The sequence below is a fragment of the Streptomyces sp. NPDC127190 genome, from assembly GCF_042672505.1.
Taxonomy (GTDB): domain Bacteria; phylum Actinomycetota; class Actinomycetes; order Streptomycetales; family Streptomycetaceae; genus Streptomyces.
Map to the genome: position 1 here is coordinate 140972 of NZ_JBHXVE010000009.1, position 13319 is coordinate 154290.

The 13319-nt window shown below is 72.2% G+C and carries 12 protein-coding genes; 6 read left to right on the plus strand and 6 right to left on the minus strand.

Annotated elements, in window-relative coordinates; all coding sequences use genetic code 11:
* Nucleotide 1 precedes the first annotated feature (1 nt).
* The 4 genes from ACFVIU_RS16515 to ACFVIU_RS16530 all read left to right on the plus strand — a co-directional run bounded on the left by ACFVIU_RS16515 (nucleotide 2) and on the right by ACFVIU_RS16530 (nucleotide 4211).
* Nucleotides 2-643, plus strand: a complete 642-nt coding sequence (locus ACFVIU_RS16515) for a GntR family transcriptional regulator (protein WP_385843173.1) — start codon at nucleotides 2-4, stop codon at nucleotides 641-643.
* Nucleotides 640-1551: a dihydrodipicolinate synthase family protein gene (locus ACFVIU_RS16520; RefSeq protein ID WP_385843174.1), complete on the plus strand. Its 912-nt coding sequence runs from the start codon at nucleotides 640-642 to the stop codon at nucleotides 1549-1551. Before ACFVIU_RS16515 ends, ACFVIU_RS16520 begins: the two co-directional genes overlap by 4 nt.
* Complete coding sequence (araD, locus tag ACFVIU_RS16525; RefSeq protein WP_385843175.1) at nucleotides 1548-3281, plus strand: L-arabinonate dehydratase; 1734 nt, start codon at nucleotides 1548-1550, stop codon at nucleotides 3279-3281. The genes ACFVIU_RS16520 and araD overlap by 4 nt, the downstream gene beginning before the upstream one ends.
* Nucleotides 3282-3413: 132 nt before the next feature.
* Nucleotides 3414-4211, plus strand: a complete 798-nt coding sequence (locus tag ACFVIU_RS16530) for an HAD family acid phosphatase (protein WP_385843176.1) — start codon at nucleotides 3414-3416, stop codon at nucleotides 4209-4211.
* A gap of 58 nt (nucleotides 4212-4269) precedes the next feature.
* On the opposite strand, the gene ACFVIU_RS16535 is transcribed toward ACFVIU_RS16530, so the two are convergent.
* Together ACFVIU_RS16535 and ACFVIU_RS16540 are read right to left on the minus strand one after the other, a co-directional pair.
* Complete coding sequence (locus tag ACFVIU_RS16535) at nucleotides 4270-5151, minus strand: hypothetical protein (protein ID WP_385843177.1); 882 nt, start codon at nucleotides 5149-5151, stop codon at nucleotides 4270-4272.
* Nucleotides 5148-5714, minus strand: coding sequence for a SigE family RNA polymerase sigma factor (locus ACFVIU_RS16540; RefSeq protein ID WP_385843178.1), 567 nt, complete (start codon nucleotides 5712-5714; stop codon nucleotides 5148-5150). Before ACFVIU_RS16540 ends, ACFVIU_RS16535 begins: the two co-directional genes overlap by 4 nt.
* A gap of 245 nt (nucleotides 5715-5959) precedes the next feature.
* Here ACFVIU_RS16540 and ACFVIU_RS16545 point away from each other — a divergent pair, with 245 nt between their 5' ends.
* Nucleotides 5960-7411: an NCS2 family permease gene (locus ACFVIU_RS16545; protein ID WP_385843179.1), complete on the plus strand. Its 1452-nt coding sequence runs from the start codon at nucleotides 5960-5962 to the stop codon at nucleotides 7409-7411.
* Between the two features lie 21 nt (nucleotides 7412-7432).
* Here the strand turns inward: ACFVIU_RS16545 and ACFVIU_RS16550 are convergent, their stop codons facing one another.
* The 3 genes from ACFVIU_RS16550 to ACFVIU_RS16560 form a co-directional block, all read right to left on the minus strand.
* Complete coding sequence (locus ACFVIU_RS16550) at nucleotides 7433-8887, minus strand: peptidoglycan D,D-transpeptidase FtsI family protein (RefSeq protein ID WP_385843180.1); 1455 nt, start codon at nucleotides 8885-8887, stop codon at nucleotides 7433-7435.
* Between the two features lie 77 nt (nucleotides 8888-8964).
* Nucleotides 8965-9435: a GNAT family N-acetyltransferase gene (locus tag ACFVIU_RS16555; protein ID WP_385843181.1), complete on the minus strand. Its 471-nt coding sequence runs from the start codon at nucleotides 9433-9435 to the stop codon at nucleotides 8965-8967.
* A gap of 51 nt (nucleotides 9436-9486) precedes the next feature.
* The gene (locus ACFVIU_RS16560; protein WP_385843182.1) at nucleotides 9487-10257 is read right to left on the minus strand and encodes an IclR family transcriptional regulator; all 771 of its coding nucleotides are present in this window, start codon (nucleotides 10255-10257) and stop codon (nucleotides 9487-9489) included.
* Nucleotides 10258-10400: 143 nt separating this feature from the next.
* On the opposite strand from ACFVIU_RS16560, the gene ACFVIU_RS16565 reads away from it, so the two are divergent.
* A complete protein-coding gene (locus tag ACFVIU_RS16565; protein ID WP_385843184.1) occupies nucleotides 10401-11930 on the plus strand; it encodes an aldehyde dehydrogenase (NADP(+)) in 1530 nt (509 codons plus the stop codon).
* On the opposite strand, the gene ACFVIU_RS16570 is transcribed toward ACFVIU_RS16565, so the two are convergent.
* Entirely contained in the window at nucleotides 11927-13294 is a 1368-nt protein-coding gene (locus ACFVIU_RS16570; RefSeq protein WP_385843185.1) for an MFS transporter, read from the minus strand. The genes ACFVIU_RS16565 and ACFVIU_RS16570 overlap by 4 nt on opposite strands.
* Nucleotides 13295-13319 lie beyond the last annotated feature (25 nt).

A 13319-nucleotide genomic window follows, 5' to 3' on the forward strand; every position in this document is an offset into this window, starting at 1 on the left:
CATGACCTCTGTGCCCACACCGATCCCGTCCCGGACGCAGTTCGTGCTGGACGCGATCAAACACCGCATCCTGACCGGCCTGCTGACGCCTGGTCAGGCTTTGGTCGAGACCGAGCTGGCCGCACAGTTCGGGGTGTCCAAGACCCCCGTGCGGGAGGCGCTGAAGACCCTCGCCGGGACCGGACTCGTCGTGCTGAGCCAGTACAAGGGCGTCACGGTGCGCAGGGTGGACGCGGACATGGCACGCGAGGTCTACGACGTGCGGCTGCTGCTGGAACCGGAGGCCCTGCACCGGGCCGTACGGCGCGGCGCCTCCCTCGACGCCGCGCGCGACGCGCTGGCCCGCGCCGACGGGGCCACCGACACCGCCGAACGCTCCCTCGCCAACCGCGACTTCCACCGCGCCCTCTACCTGCCGTGCGGCAACCCGCTGCTCGGCCGGATGCTGGACGAGGTCCGCGACCAGGCCGCCCTGGTCGCCGCCGTCGCCTGGGCCGCCGAGCCCTCCTGGGAGCGGGAGGCCGCCGAGCACCGGGAGATCCTGCGGCTCGCGCTGGACGGTGACGCCGACGGCGCCGCTGGTGCCCTGCACGCCCACATCGCGTCCTTCGTCCGCCGTGCCTTCCCCGAAGGACCTTCATGAGCAGCATGACGTTCGAGACCCAACGGGCGGCCCTTGCCGATGTCGTGGCCATCCCGGTGACCCCCTTCGCCGAGGACGGCTCCGTCGCCGGGGACACCCTCCGGGCCCTGCTGCGCCGCCTGCTCGACGGCGGGATCAGGACCCTCACCCCGAACGGCAACACCGGCGAGTTCTACGCCCTCACCCCCGAGGAGCGCCGCCTGGTCACCGAGCTGACCGTCGACGAGGCCGGGGAGCGGGCCGAGATCCTGGTCGGGGTCGGGCACGACGTGCCCACCGCCGTCGCCTCCGCCCGGCACGCCCGGGACCTCGGCGCCGGGATGGTGATGGTCCACCAGCCCGTGCACCCCTACGGGTCGGCCGCCGGCTGGGTCGACTACCACCGCGCCGTCGCCGAGGCCGTGCCAGAGCTGGGCGTGGTCCCGTACATCCGCCACGACCGGCTGCCCGGCGCCCGGCTCGCCGAACTCGCCGGCCGCTGCCCGAACGTCATCGGCGTCAAGTACGCCGTACCGGACGCCGCCCGGTTCGCCGCCTTCGCCCGCGACGCCGGCCTCGACCGCTTCGTCTGGGTCGCCGGGCTCGCCGAGCCCTACGCCCCCTCCTACTTCTCGGCGGGCGCCACCGGCTTCACCTCCGGACTCGTGAACGTCGCCCCGGCTCTCTCGCGCACCATGCTCGAAGCGCTGCGCTCCGGCGACTACCCGGCCGCCATGAAGGTCTGGGAGCGGATCCGGCGCTTCGAGGAACTGCGCGCCGCGCACGGCTCCGCCCACAACGTCACCGTCGTCAAGGAGGCCCTCGCCGCACTCGGCCTGTGCCGCCGGGACGTCCGCCCGCCGAGCAGCCTGCTGCCCGAGGACGAGCGCGCCGAGGTGGCCGCCATCGCCGAGGGGTGGTCCATATGACCGGCCCCCGCAGGCGGCCGGAGGAGCTGCGCAGCCACCAGTGGTACGGCACCGACGGGCTGCGCTCCTTCAGCCACCGCGCCCGCACCCGCCAGCTCGGCTATCTGCCCGAGGAGCACCTCGGCAAGCCGGTCGTCGCGATCCTCAACACCTGGTCCGACATCAACCCCTGCCATGCGCACCTGCGGGACCGCGCCCAGGCCGTCAAGCGCGGGGTGTGGCAGGCCGGCGGCTTCCCGCTGGAGTTCCCGGTCTCGACGCTCAGCGAGACCTTCCAGAAGCCGACCCCGATGCTCTACCGCAACCTGCTCGCCATGGAGACCGAGGAGCTGCTGCGGTCCTACCCCGTGGACGGCGCCGTGCTCATGGGCGGCTGCGACAAGACCACGCCGGCCCTGCTGATGGGCGCCGCGAGCGTCGGCCTGCCGACCGTGTTCGTGCCCGCCGGCCCCATGCTCCCCGGCCACTGGCGCGGCGAGGTGCTCGGCTCCGGCACCGACATGTGGAAGTACTGGGACGACAGGCGCGCCGGTCTCATCGGCGACTGCGAGCTGGCCGAGCTGGAGAGCGGCCTGGCCCGTTCGCCCGGCCACTGCATGACCATGGGTACGGCGTCCACGCTGACGGCCGCCGCCGAGGCGCTCGGGGTGACCGTGCCGGGCGCGTCCAGCATCCCGGCGGTGGACTCCGGGCACGACCGGATGGCCGCCAGGGCGGGGCTCCGGATCGTCGAACTGGTCCACATGGACCGCAGGCTGGGCGACATCCTCACCCGTGAGGCGTTCGAGGACGCCGTCACCACCGTGCTCGGCCTCGGCGGCTCCACCAACGCCGTGATCCACCTGATCGCCATGGCCGGCCGCGCCGGGGTGAAGCTCACCCTGGACGACTTCGACCGCATCGCCCGCACCGTGCCCGTCCTCGCCAACGTCCGCCCCGGCGGCCGGACCTACCTGATGGAGGACTTCCACTTCGCGGGCGGCCTGCCGGGCTTCCTCTCCCGGATCCCGGACCTGCTCCACCTGGACCGGCCGACCGTCTCGTACGACACGCTGCGCGAGCAGCTCGCGGGCGCCCGGGTGCACGACGACGACGTCATCCGGCCCCGCGGCAACCCGGTCGCGGGCGAGGGCGGGGTCGCGGTGCTGCGCGGCAACCTCTGCCCGGACGGCGCGGTCATCAAGCACATCGCCGCCGAGCCGCACCTGCTGAAGCACACCGGCCCGGCCGTCGTCTTCGACGACTACCGGACCATGCAGCGCACCATCGACGACCCCGCGCTCGGCATCACCGCCGACAGCGTGCTGGTGCTGCGCGGCGCCGGACCCAAGGGCGGGCCGGGCATGCCCGAGTACGGCATGCTGCCCATCCCGGACCACCTGCTCCAGCAGGGCGTGCGCGACATGGTCCGGATCTCCGACGCCCGGATGAGCGGCACCAGCTACGGCGCCTGTGTGCTGCACGTGGCCCCCGAGTCGTACGTCGGCGGCCCGCTCGCGCTGGTGCGCACCGGCGACCTCATCACCCTGGACGTCGACGCCCGCCGCCTGCACCTCCATGTGGACGACGAGGAGCTGGCCCGCCGCAAGGCCGCCTGGACGCCGCCGCCCGCCCGGTACGAGCGCGGCTACGGCGCCCTCTACACCGAGCAGATCACCCAGGCCGACTCCGGCTGCGACTTCGCGTTCCTGGCCAGGCCCGGCCGGGTGCCGGACCCCTACGCGGGCTGACCGACTCCCGGTCGGCGCCACGATGAACCGACGGCAACGCAGCGGCGGCGAGGGCCCGTTCACCGGATGGCTTGATATCGATCGGGCAACGGTGCTCGCGCTACCCACGGTGACGCGCGTAGAAAACCTGTCATGCATAAAACACTGCGAATCGCTGCTGTCGCCGCGAGCTGCGCCCTGGCCGGCGGCGTCCTGTTCGGGGCCGGCGCCGCCACCGCCCACCAGTCGACGGCGAACTCCACCCACGAGCCCTACAACATCGGGCAGCTGGTGAAGGACATCGACACCTACTACGGCACCCACGCCGACGCCAACGGCGTGTACCAGGCCTCGCCGGACAGCCCGTACGCGCAGGACCTGGCCGACATCGACGCCGACGCCAAGCGCTACATAGACAAGGCGGCCCGCAAGGCGCTGCGCCACGGCGAGAAGCCGGCCGTCGTCTTCGACATCGACGACACGCTGCTGCTCAGCCTCGACTACGAGAAGCGCTACAACTACACGTTCAACCCCACCACGTGGAACGACTACGTGAACAAGGCCGACCGCCCCGAGGTCTTCGGCAGCCCCGAGCTGGTGCAGTACGCCGCGTCCAAGGGCGTCGAGGTCTTCTACAACTCCGGGCTGAGCGAGGCCCAGCGCGCCGGTGCCGTGGAGAACCTGAAGAAGGTCGGCTCCGACGTGAACCTCGACACCGACCACATGTTCCTCAAGGACAAGGCCAACCCGCCGGCCTACCTGAGCGACTGCGCCACCGCGGGCGCCTGGAACTGCACCACCGTGCAGTACAAGTCCGGCACCCGCAAGCACATCGAGGACGACCTCGGGTACACGATCATCGCCGACTTCGGCGACCAGTACTCGGACCTCGACGGCGGTTACACCGGCCGCACCTACAAGCTGCCGAACCCGACGTACTTCGTCGGCTGACCCCTTCCGGGCAGGCGGCCGGCCGCGGCCGGTGGCCGGCCAGGGCGAGAGATGGGCCCTAGCCGCCGTCGCCGGTCCGGTGTACGGCGAAGTCGCCGGTCACCGTGTACGCGCGGCCGTCCGCCGTGCCCGTGAGGGTGTAGCTGTCGTCCTTCGCGTCCCGGCCGCCGCGCTGGTGGTTGTACTGCCCGGCGAACACCCACTGCCCGGCCGGTACCGTGCGCCCCTCCTTGAGGGTCCAGACGTAGACGAGGAAGCCGTCCTGTTCCTGGACGGTCTGGGTGAAGTCCGCCTCCGGCAGGGACCGCCACGCCCCCGTCGACGTCACCCCGCCGGTCTGCGCCACCTTCAGCCGGACGGTGAGGGAGGTGAGGGGCCGGGACGTCTTCAGGGTGACGTCGCTCTGCGCCCAGAAGTCGTTGCTGTGCAGGTCCACCGAGCCGTCCGACCACAGCGGCCCGCTCTGCTCGCGATGAGCCACGGGCGGCCGGGTGGAGGGGGCCGCGGGGGAGGAGGGGGTGCCGGCCGGCCGGGAGGGACGGGTGGTGCCCGCGCCGGGCGCCGGGCCGGTGGTGCGGGCGGGGGACCGGGACGCCGTCGGGTCCGGCGTGGCACGGGGCGTGGGGGAGACCGCGACCGTGCGCTCCTGCGCCGGGGGCCGTTCCTTCACCGCGGACGCCACCGCGTATCCGCCGGCGACGAGCACCCCGGCGACCGCCGCGGTGGCGCCGACCACGCGCACCCAGCCGAACAGCGGCGGCCGGACCGCCCGGTGATCGGGGCGGGACCGTGCGGCCATGCCGCGTCGTGCGGCCATGCTGCGTCGTGCGGCCATGCCGCGGTCCACCCGGGCCAGCATCGCTGCGCGGTCGGGCTCGTGGGCCTCGGCCGCCTCGTGCAGCCGGGCGCGCAGCTCGTCGTGCACGTCCTGCTGCCTCATCGGTTCCTTCCTCCGCTCTCGCCGCCCCGGACCATCGCCGCGTGCACCTTCTGCGGCGCACCCTGGGCGCCGAGCAGCCTGGCCAGCTCGGCCATGCCCTTGGACGTCTGGCTCTTAACCGTACCCACCGACACCCCGAGCGCGAGCGCGGTGTCCTTCTCCGAGAGGTCGAAGGCGTGCCGGAGCACCACGCACGCCCGTTTCCGGAACGGCAGTCTGCGCAGCGCCGCCTGGACGTCCACCACCCCGGCGACGTCCGGGTTCTCGGTCCGCTCCTCGCGGTGCGACCAGAACAGCGCGATCCGCCGGCGCTCGCGCACCGCGCTGCGGATCCGGGTGCGGGCCAGATTGGCGACCACACCGCGCGCGTACGCCACCGGGTGGTCGGCCGCGCGTACCCGGTCCCAGCGGTGCCACAGGGCCAGCAGGGCGTCCGCCGCCAGATCGTCGGCGGCGTCCGCCTCACCGGTCAACAGATGGGCCAGCCGGGCGAGTTCCGCGTAGTGGCGGTCGAAGAAGGCATGGAACTCCACGGAGGCGGCGTCGTCGACGACTGTGCCCACGGGTGACCTCTTCTCGATACGGCTCTGTGGGTGTCATGCGAATGACAGGTGAAGGTCCGGAGGGGCCCGGACGGAGATCCGGAAGCGTAGCAGCGACGATGCGACGGACGTGTACGGGGGTTCGGACGTCGTATGGCCCATCGAACCCGATTCCGTAACACGGAGAAAACCTGAACAGGGTTCACGGGGGGAACAATCCAGCCAGCATCCGCGCACCCGCCCATCAGGCACCGAGGAGTTGGACCATGACCGAGACGCAGACGGTGGACAGCCGGCGGGAGCCCGCGCCACCTGCCCGGAACGGCGTCGACCGGTACTTCCGCATCACCGAACGGGGATCCACGTTCGGCCGGGAGATACGCGGCGGCCTCGCCACGTTCTTCACCATGGCCTACATCCTTGTCCTGAATCCGATCATCCTGGGCAGCGCCAAGGACAAGTTCGGCCACTCCCTCGACACCGGACAACTCGTCACCGCCACCGCGCTGGTCGCCTGTGTGATGACGGTCGTCATGGGGGTCGGCGGCAACCTCCCCCTCGCCATCGCCGCCGGCCTCGGCCTCAACGCCGTCGTCGCCTTCCAGCTCGCCCCGCTGATGAGCTGGTCCGACGCGATGGGCCTGGTCGTCCTGGAGGGCCTGGTCATCTGTCTGCTGGTCCTCACCGGCCTGCGGGAAGCGATCATGAACGCGATCCCGCACCAGCTGAAGCAGGCCATCGGCGTCGGCATCGGCCTGTTCATCGCGTTCATCGGGTTCGTCGACGCCGGGTTCGTCAGCCGGATCCCGGACGCCGCCCACACCACTGTGCCCGTGCAGCTCGGCTCCGTCGGCCGGCTGACCGGCTGGCCGGTGCTCGTCTTCTGCCTGGGCGTGCTGCTGACCGTCGCGCTGCTCGCCCGCAAGGTGAAGGGCGCGATCCTGATCAGCATCGTGACGATGACCCTCGTCGCGATCGGCATCGACTCCGTCGCCGGCGTCAAGAACTGGGGCCTGACCACGCCCGAGGTCCCGGACAAGCTCGTCGCCGCCCCGGACTTCGGGCTGATCGGTCACTTCAGCCTGTTCGGCGGCTTCGCCAAGGCCGGTGTCCTCACCGCCGTGCTGCTGGTCTTCACCCTCATCCTGTCGGACTTCTTCGACGCCATGGGCACCATCGTCGGCATCAGCGCGGAGGCCGGACTGCTGGACGAGCAGGGCCGGGTGCCCGGCATCGGCCGCGTCCTGTTCATCGACGGCGCCGCCGCCGTCGCGGGCGGCCTCGGCTCCGCCTCCTCCAACACCGCCTACATCGAGTCCGCCGCCGGCGTCGGCGAGGGCGCCCGCACCGGCTTCGCCAACCTGGTCACCGGCGGCCTGTTCGGCCTCGCCCTCTTCCTCACCCCGCTGCTCACCATCGTCCCGCTCCAGGCGGCGGCGCCCGCGCTGATCGCGGTGGGCTTCCTGATGATGACCCACGTCAAGCACATCGACTGGGACCGGTACGAGATCGCCGTACCGGCGTTCCTCACCATCGCCACGATGCCGTTCACCTACTCCATCACCGACGGCATCGGCGCGGGCTTCCTCGCCTACGTCGTGATCCACACGGTCCTGGGCAAGGCGCGGGAGATCAACTGGCTGCTGTGGGGCGTCTCGGCGCTGTTCCTCGTCTACTTCGCGATCGATCCGGTGGAGCAGCTGCTGGGCGTGAAGTAGCCGGCGCCGCCGTGCACGGCGTCACTTCAGCGCCGCCTGCATCATCGCCCGGGCCACCGGCGCGGCCAGCCCGTTGCCGCTGACCTCCGAGCGGGCCGCGTCCGACTGCTCGACCATCACCGCGACGGCGACCTGCTTGCCGGTGCTGTCGGAGGTGCCGTAGGCGGTGAACCAGGCGTACGGCGTCTTGCTGTTGTTCTCGCCGTGCTGGGCGGTGCCGGTCTTGCCGCCGACGGTCACCCCGTCGATCAGCGCGTTCGTACCGGTACCGTCCTTGACCACCGTCTGCATCGCCGACCGGAGCTGCGCGGCGGTGGTGGAGCTGACGATCTGCTCGCTGCCGGCGTCGGAGTCGTAGTCCTTCAGCACATCGCCGCCGCTGTCGGTGGTCTTCGACACCATGTGCGGCGAGACCAGCTTGCCGCCGTTGGCCAGGGCGGCGGACACCATGGCCATCTGGAGCGGGGTCGCGGTCACGTCGAACTGGCCGATGCCGGACAGGGCGGTCTGCGCCTTGTCCATGTCCTTCGGGTAGACGCTGGCGTAGGCGCGCACCGGCACGTCCTGCTGGTCGTCGTTGAAGCCGAACTTCTCCGCCATCGCCCGCACCTTGTCCTGGCCGAGGTCGACGGCCATCTTGCCGAAGACGTTGTTGCAGGAGTACTGGAGGGCGACGCGGATGGGGGCGTTCCGGCACGGCGCCGACTTGTTCTCGTTCGCCAGCGGCCTGGTGGTGCCGGGCATGATGTAGGGGTCCGGGCTGCGGGTGTGTTCGTCCACGTTCCTGTACAGCCCGCTCTCCAGCGCGGCCGCCGCCACGACCAGCTTGAAGGTGGAACCGGGCGGCAGCGGCTGGCGCAGCGCGCGGTTGGTCAGCGGCTTGTCCTTGTCCGCGGTCAGCCGCTTCCAGGCACCCCCGGCCGTGTTCGCGTCGGTCAGGGACGAGGGGTCGTACGACGGGGTCGACACCATGGCGAGGATCCTGCCGGTCTTCGGGTCGATGGCGACGGCGCCGCCCTTGGTGCTCCCCAGGGCGCGGTAGCCCGCCTTCTGCACCGCCGGGTCGATCGTGGTGAGCACGTCGCCCGGGTCGGAGCGCTTTCCGGTGAGGGTGTCCATCACCGTCTTCAGCTGCGGGTCCGTGCCGTTGAGCAGCTCCTTGTAGATGCCCTCCAGCTGGGTCGGGGCGTAGGCCTGCGAGGCGTAGCCCGTCACCGCCGCGTACAGCCTGCCGTCCGTGTACGTCCGCTTGTAGGCGAGGTCGCCCCCCGTCGTCCGGGCGGAGCCGGTGATCGCGTTCCCGGCCACGATGATGTTCCCGAGCGGCCGTGAGTACGTCGCGATCGCGTTCCGCCGGTTGTCGTTGTCGTCCGCGAGGGCCTTGCCGTCGTAGAACTGCACCCAGGTCGCCCTGACCAGCAGAGCGAGCACGAGCAGCAGCGCGAAGACGGACGCCCGCCTGATCGTCTTGTTCATCCCGAACAAAAGACGAGCGGGCCGGGGCCGCCGTTCCCGATCGCCGGCATTCTCATGAACTGCTCAGGAATCCGGGGTCAGTCCTCCAGGGCGAGGACCACCTCGTCGACCTCCTCGCGCCGCCCGCCCGCGTACCCCCGGGCCCGCGCCCGCTCGCGGAACCCGCACTTGTGCAGCACCCGCAGCGACGCGGCGTTGTCGGCGGCGGCCCGCGCGTACAGCGGGCGTTCCGCCACCTCGGCGAGGAGCGCCCGCAACGCGGCCGTGGCCACGCCCCGGCCCCAGTACGCGCGGTCGATCCAGTACGTCACCTCGCGTTCGCCGGCCTCGCCGTAGACCGCCGCGCTGCCCGCCACGGTCCCGTCGGCCAGCACCGTGCGCAGCACGTGCGAGCAGGTTTCCAGGCGCCGCCAGTGGACGGCGAAGGAGTCCGGATCGTACGGGTCCTCCGGGCCGAACGCGGCCATCCGGACCGACTCCGGGTCGCTCATCTGCCGGAACAGCGCCGGCAGGTCGTCGTCCTGCACGGCGCGCAGCGCGATATCCATGGACCCCGAGCCTACGACTCCCCAGACCCGGAGCCGGGGACCGCGCCGGGCTCAGAGCCGCCGGGTCGCGAGGGTCAGCCGGTCCCGCGCGTCGAACAGCGCGTCCTTGATCATCTGCTCGTGGGCGGGGGTCAGCCGGGCCACCGGCACCGAGCAGCTGATGGCGTCCCGGGCGGGCGTGCGGTACGGGATCGCCACGCCGAAGCAGCGCAGGCCCAGCGTGTTCTCCTCGCGGTCCACGGCGAAGCCCTGCTCCCGCACCTGGTGCAGCTCCTCGATGAGCCGCTCCCGGTCGGTGAGCGTGTGCTCGGTGAGCGCGGGCAGCGTCTCCGGCAGCAGCTTGCGCACCTGCTCGTCGGAGTAGGTGGCGAGGATCGCCTTGCCGAGGGAGGTCGAGTGGGCCGGCAGCCGGCGCCCGACCCGGGTGAAGGGGCGCAGATAGTGCTGGGACTGGCGGGTGGCCAGATAGACGACGTTGGTGCCGTCGAGCCGGGCCAGGTGGATGGTCTCCGTGGTGTCGTCGGAGAGCCGGTCCAGGGTCGGGCGGGCGGCGGCCACCACCTCGTCGCCGTCGATGTAGGAGGTGCCCACGAGCAGCGCCCGCACCCCGATGCCGTACCGGGTGCCGGTCGAGTCCGTCTCCACCCAGCCCAGGTCCACCAGGGTGCGCAGCAGCATGTACAGGCTCGACTTGGGGTACCCCACCGCCTCCTGGACGGCCGCGAGGGAGTGCATGCCGGGCTTTCCGGCGAAGTACTCGAGCAATTCGACCGTCCGCACCGCGGACTTGACCTGCGCCCCGCCTGTCTCGCCTGCCGACATCGGCCTTGACCCCTTCGATCGCCGGGAAATAGTCTCCGAGCAGCATATTCATCATCAGAGACGGTGTTCAGTATATCGAACGCGGCTGATCGATGACCCAAGTGATTCCCTAGTTATTGCGGCCTTATCTGGAGGGACCCGCGGTGGCAGCAGCACCAGTCTGGAGCGTCGACCCGCGCACCGGGAAGCAGCGTGAACAGGTCGCGGTGGAGGCCACGGCCCAGGAGGTGGACGCGGCCGTCCGCGCGGCCCACGCCGCGCGCGGCGCACTCGCCGACCGCACGGTCCGCGCCGCCTTCCTGCGCTCGGCCGCGGCGGGCCTGGACGCGGCCAAGGACGGCCTGGTCGAGACCGCCGACGCCGAGACCGCGCTCGGCCCGGTCCGGCTGACCGGCGAACTCGCCCGGACCGCCTACCAGTTGCGGGCCTTCGCCGACATCGTCGACGAGGGCGCCTTCCTGGACGTCGTCATCAACCACCCCGACGACACCGCCACCCCGCCGATCCCGGACCTGCGCCGGTACAAGGTGCCGCTCGGTGTCGTCGCCGTCTACTCCGCCTCCAACTTCCCCTTCGCCTTCTCCGTCGCCGGCGGCGACACCGCGAGCGCGCTGGCCGCGGGGTGCCCGGTCGTCGTCAAGGCGCACCCCGACCACCCGGCGCTGTCCGAGCTGGTCGCCACGGTGCTGCGCCGGGCCGCCGCCGAGCACGGCATCCCCGAGGGTGTCGTCGGTGTGGTGCACGGCTTCGAGGCGGGCGTCGAGCTGATCCGGCACCCGCTGGTCGCCGCCGCCGGCTTCACCGGGTCGGTGCGCGGCGGACGGGCCCTCTTCGACGCGGCCACCGCCCGGCCGGTGCCGATCCCGTTCCACGGCGAACTCGGTTCGCTCAACCCGGTTCTGGTGACCGAGGCGGCCGCGGCCGAGCGGGCGGAGGAGATCGGCACCGGGCTCGCCGGGTCGATGACGCTCGGCGTGGGACAGTTCTGCGTCAAGCCCGGTCTGGTGCTGGTGCCCTCCGGCGCCGGGGGAGACCGGCTGGTGAAGTCCCTGACCGACGCGGTCGCCGGCACCGCGTCCGGCGTCCTGCTCGACCACCGCATGCGGGACAACTTCATCGCCGGGGTCGCCGAGCGCTGCCGCCTGGACGGCGTGGAGTCGCCGGTGACACCGGGCGCGGCCGGCGAGCACACGGTGAGCCCCGGCTTCCTGACCGTCCCGGCGAGCAGTCTGACCGAGGAGGGGGCGTACGACCTGCTCCTGGAGGAGTGCTTCGGGCCGGTGACCGTGGTGGTCCGGTACGAGGACGAGGACGACGCCACCGCCGTGCTGTCCCGGCTGCCGGGCAACCTCACGGCCACCGTCCAGCTGTCCGCGGAGGAGGCCGCCGGCGCGGGCCGCGGTACGCAGATCCTCGCGGAACTGACCCCGCTGGCCGGGCGCGTGCTGGTCAACGGCTGGCCCACCGGGGTCGCCGTGGCGCCGGCCCAGCACCACGGCGGGCCCTACCCCGCGACCACCTCCACCTCCACCTCCGTCGGCGGTACGGCGATCGAGCGCTGGCTGCGACCGGTCGCCTACCAGAACGCCCCCGCCGCCCTGCTGCCGCCCGAGCTGCGCGACGACAACCCCCTGGGCCTGCCGCGGCGGTTCAACGGGGTCCTGGAACGCTAGTCGAGAGGACGGCGGCTGAGCAGGAAGGTCAGAGCGAACAGGGCCGCCGCCAGCGTCAGGCTCACCCGCAGGCCGCTGGTGAAGCCGCCGTTCACCAGGGCGCCGAACACCGCGATGCCCAGGCCGCCCGCCACCTGCCGGGCGGCGTTGAGCACTCCGGCCGCCAGGCCCGCCCGCTCGGCCGGTACGGCGTCCATCATCACGGCCGTCAGCGGCGGGACGGTCAGCGCGCAGCCGAGGGCCACCGGGATCAGCAGGACGGCGGCCAACGGGGCGGGCGTGTCCGGGCGGACGCAGAGCAGGCCCAGCAGACCGGCCGCCGCCAGCGCCTGGCCTGCCAGCATCGGCAGCCGGGGACCGAACCGGCCGGCCAGCTTCCCGGCGGCCACGTTGGTCACCGCGATCAGCCCGGACATCGGCAGGAACATCAGCCCCGCGTACAGCGCCGAACGCCCCTGGAGCTGCTGGAAGAAGAGGGAGAAGAGGAACACCACGCCGTAGAAGGCCACGCTGCACGCCGAACCGGCCGCCACGGCCACCCGCACCGCCCGGTCCCGGAACAGCCCGAGCGGCACCACCGGGTGCGCCTGCCGGCCCTCGATCCGGACGAACAGCGCGGCGGCCGCCACCGCGACGGCGAAGGCCACGGCACCCGTCGTACCGCCCTCGATCACCCCGAAGGTCAGCGCCGTCAGCGCGACCACCGCCGTCAGCTGGCCCGGCAGGTCCAGGGGCGCGGGCCGGCGCTCGGAGCGCGGGGCGCGCAGCAGCAGGGCCAGGGCGACCACACCGAGCGGCAGGTTGATGAAGAAGATCCCCCGCCAGTCCCAGGCGGTGGTCAGCGCGCCGCCCGCCACCGGGCCGAGCGCCACCGCGACCGAGCCGCCGGCCGCCCACAGCGACACCGCCCTGGCCCGCTGCGCCGGATCGCCGTACGCCTGCCGCACCAGGGCGAGGGAGGCGGGCAGCACCACGGCCGCCGAGACCCCCTGCACCACCCGCGCGCCGATCAGCGCGGGCAGGTTCGGTGCCAGACCGCAGGCCGCCGAGGCGAGCGTGAAGACCGCGATGCCGAGGGCGTACGCCCGGCTCGCGCCGGCCCGGTCCGCGAACGCGCCGGTGGACAGCATCAGCGCGGCAAAGGCCAGGGTGTAGGCGTCCACCACCCACTGGAGACCGGACATGCCGCCGCCGAGGGACGAACCGATCGCCGGGAGCGCCACGTTCACCACGGAGGCGTCGAGGGTGATCAGCGAGAAGCCCAGCAGGGCGGCGAGCAGGGAGCGGGCGGGCGCGGGACGAGGGGTCAACTCATCGCCTGAGGCGGTGACTTCGGGTTCCTGACGGGTCTGGTTCGTGGACATGTGCTCCATGCTGCTGATCGTTTCC

Excerpts from the sequence above, each read along its gene's own strand:
- ACFVIU_RS16515 (WP_385843173.1), top strand. The coding sequence starts at position 2 with ATGACCTCTGTGCCCACACCGATCCCGTCCCGGACGCAGTTCGTGCTG.
- ACFVIU_RS16520 (WP_385843174.1), top strand. The coding sequence starts at position 640 with ATGAGCAGCATGACGTTCGAGACCCAACGGGCGGCCCTTGCCGATGTC.
- araD (WP_385843175.1), top strand. The coding sequence starts at position 1,548 with ATGACCGGCCCCCGCAGGCGGCCGGAGGAGCTGCGCAGCCACCAGTGG.
- ACFVIU_RS16530 (WP_385843176.1), top strand. The coding sequence starts at position 3,414 with ATGCATAAAACACTGCGAATCGCTGCTGTCGCCGCGAGCTGCGCCCTG.
- ACFVIU_RS16535 (WP_385843177.1), bottom strand. The coding sequence starts at position 5,151 with ATGAGGCAGCAGGACGTGCACGACGAGCTGCGCGCCCGGCTGCACGAG.
- ACFVIU_RS16545 (WP_385843179.1), top strand. The coding sequence starts at position 5,960 with ATGACCGAGACGCAGACGGTGGACAGCCGGCGGGAGCCCGCGCCACCT.
- ACFVIU_RS16550 (WP_385843180.1), bottom strand. The coding sequence starts at position 8,887 with ATGAACAAGACGATCAGGCGGGCGTCCGTCTTCGCGCTGCTGCTCGTG.
- ACFVIU_RS16555 (WP_385843181.1), bottom strand. The coding sequence starts at position 9,435 with ATGGATATCGCGCTGCGCGCCGTGCAGGACGACGACCTGCCGGCGCTG.
- ACFVIU_RS16560 (WP_385843182.1), bottom strand. The coding sequence starts at position 10,257 with ATGTCGGCAGGCGAGACAGGCGGGGCGCAGGTCAAGTCCGCGGTGCGG.
- ACFVIU_RS16570 (WP_385843185.1), bottom strand. The coding sequence starts at position 13,294 with ATGTCCACGAACCAGACCCGTCAGGAACCCGAAGTCACCGCCTCAGGC.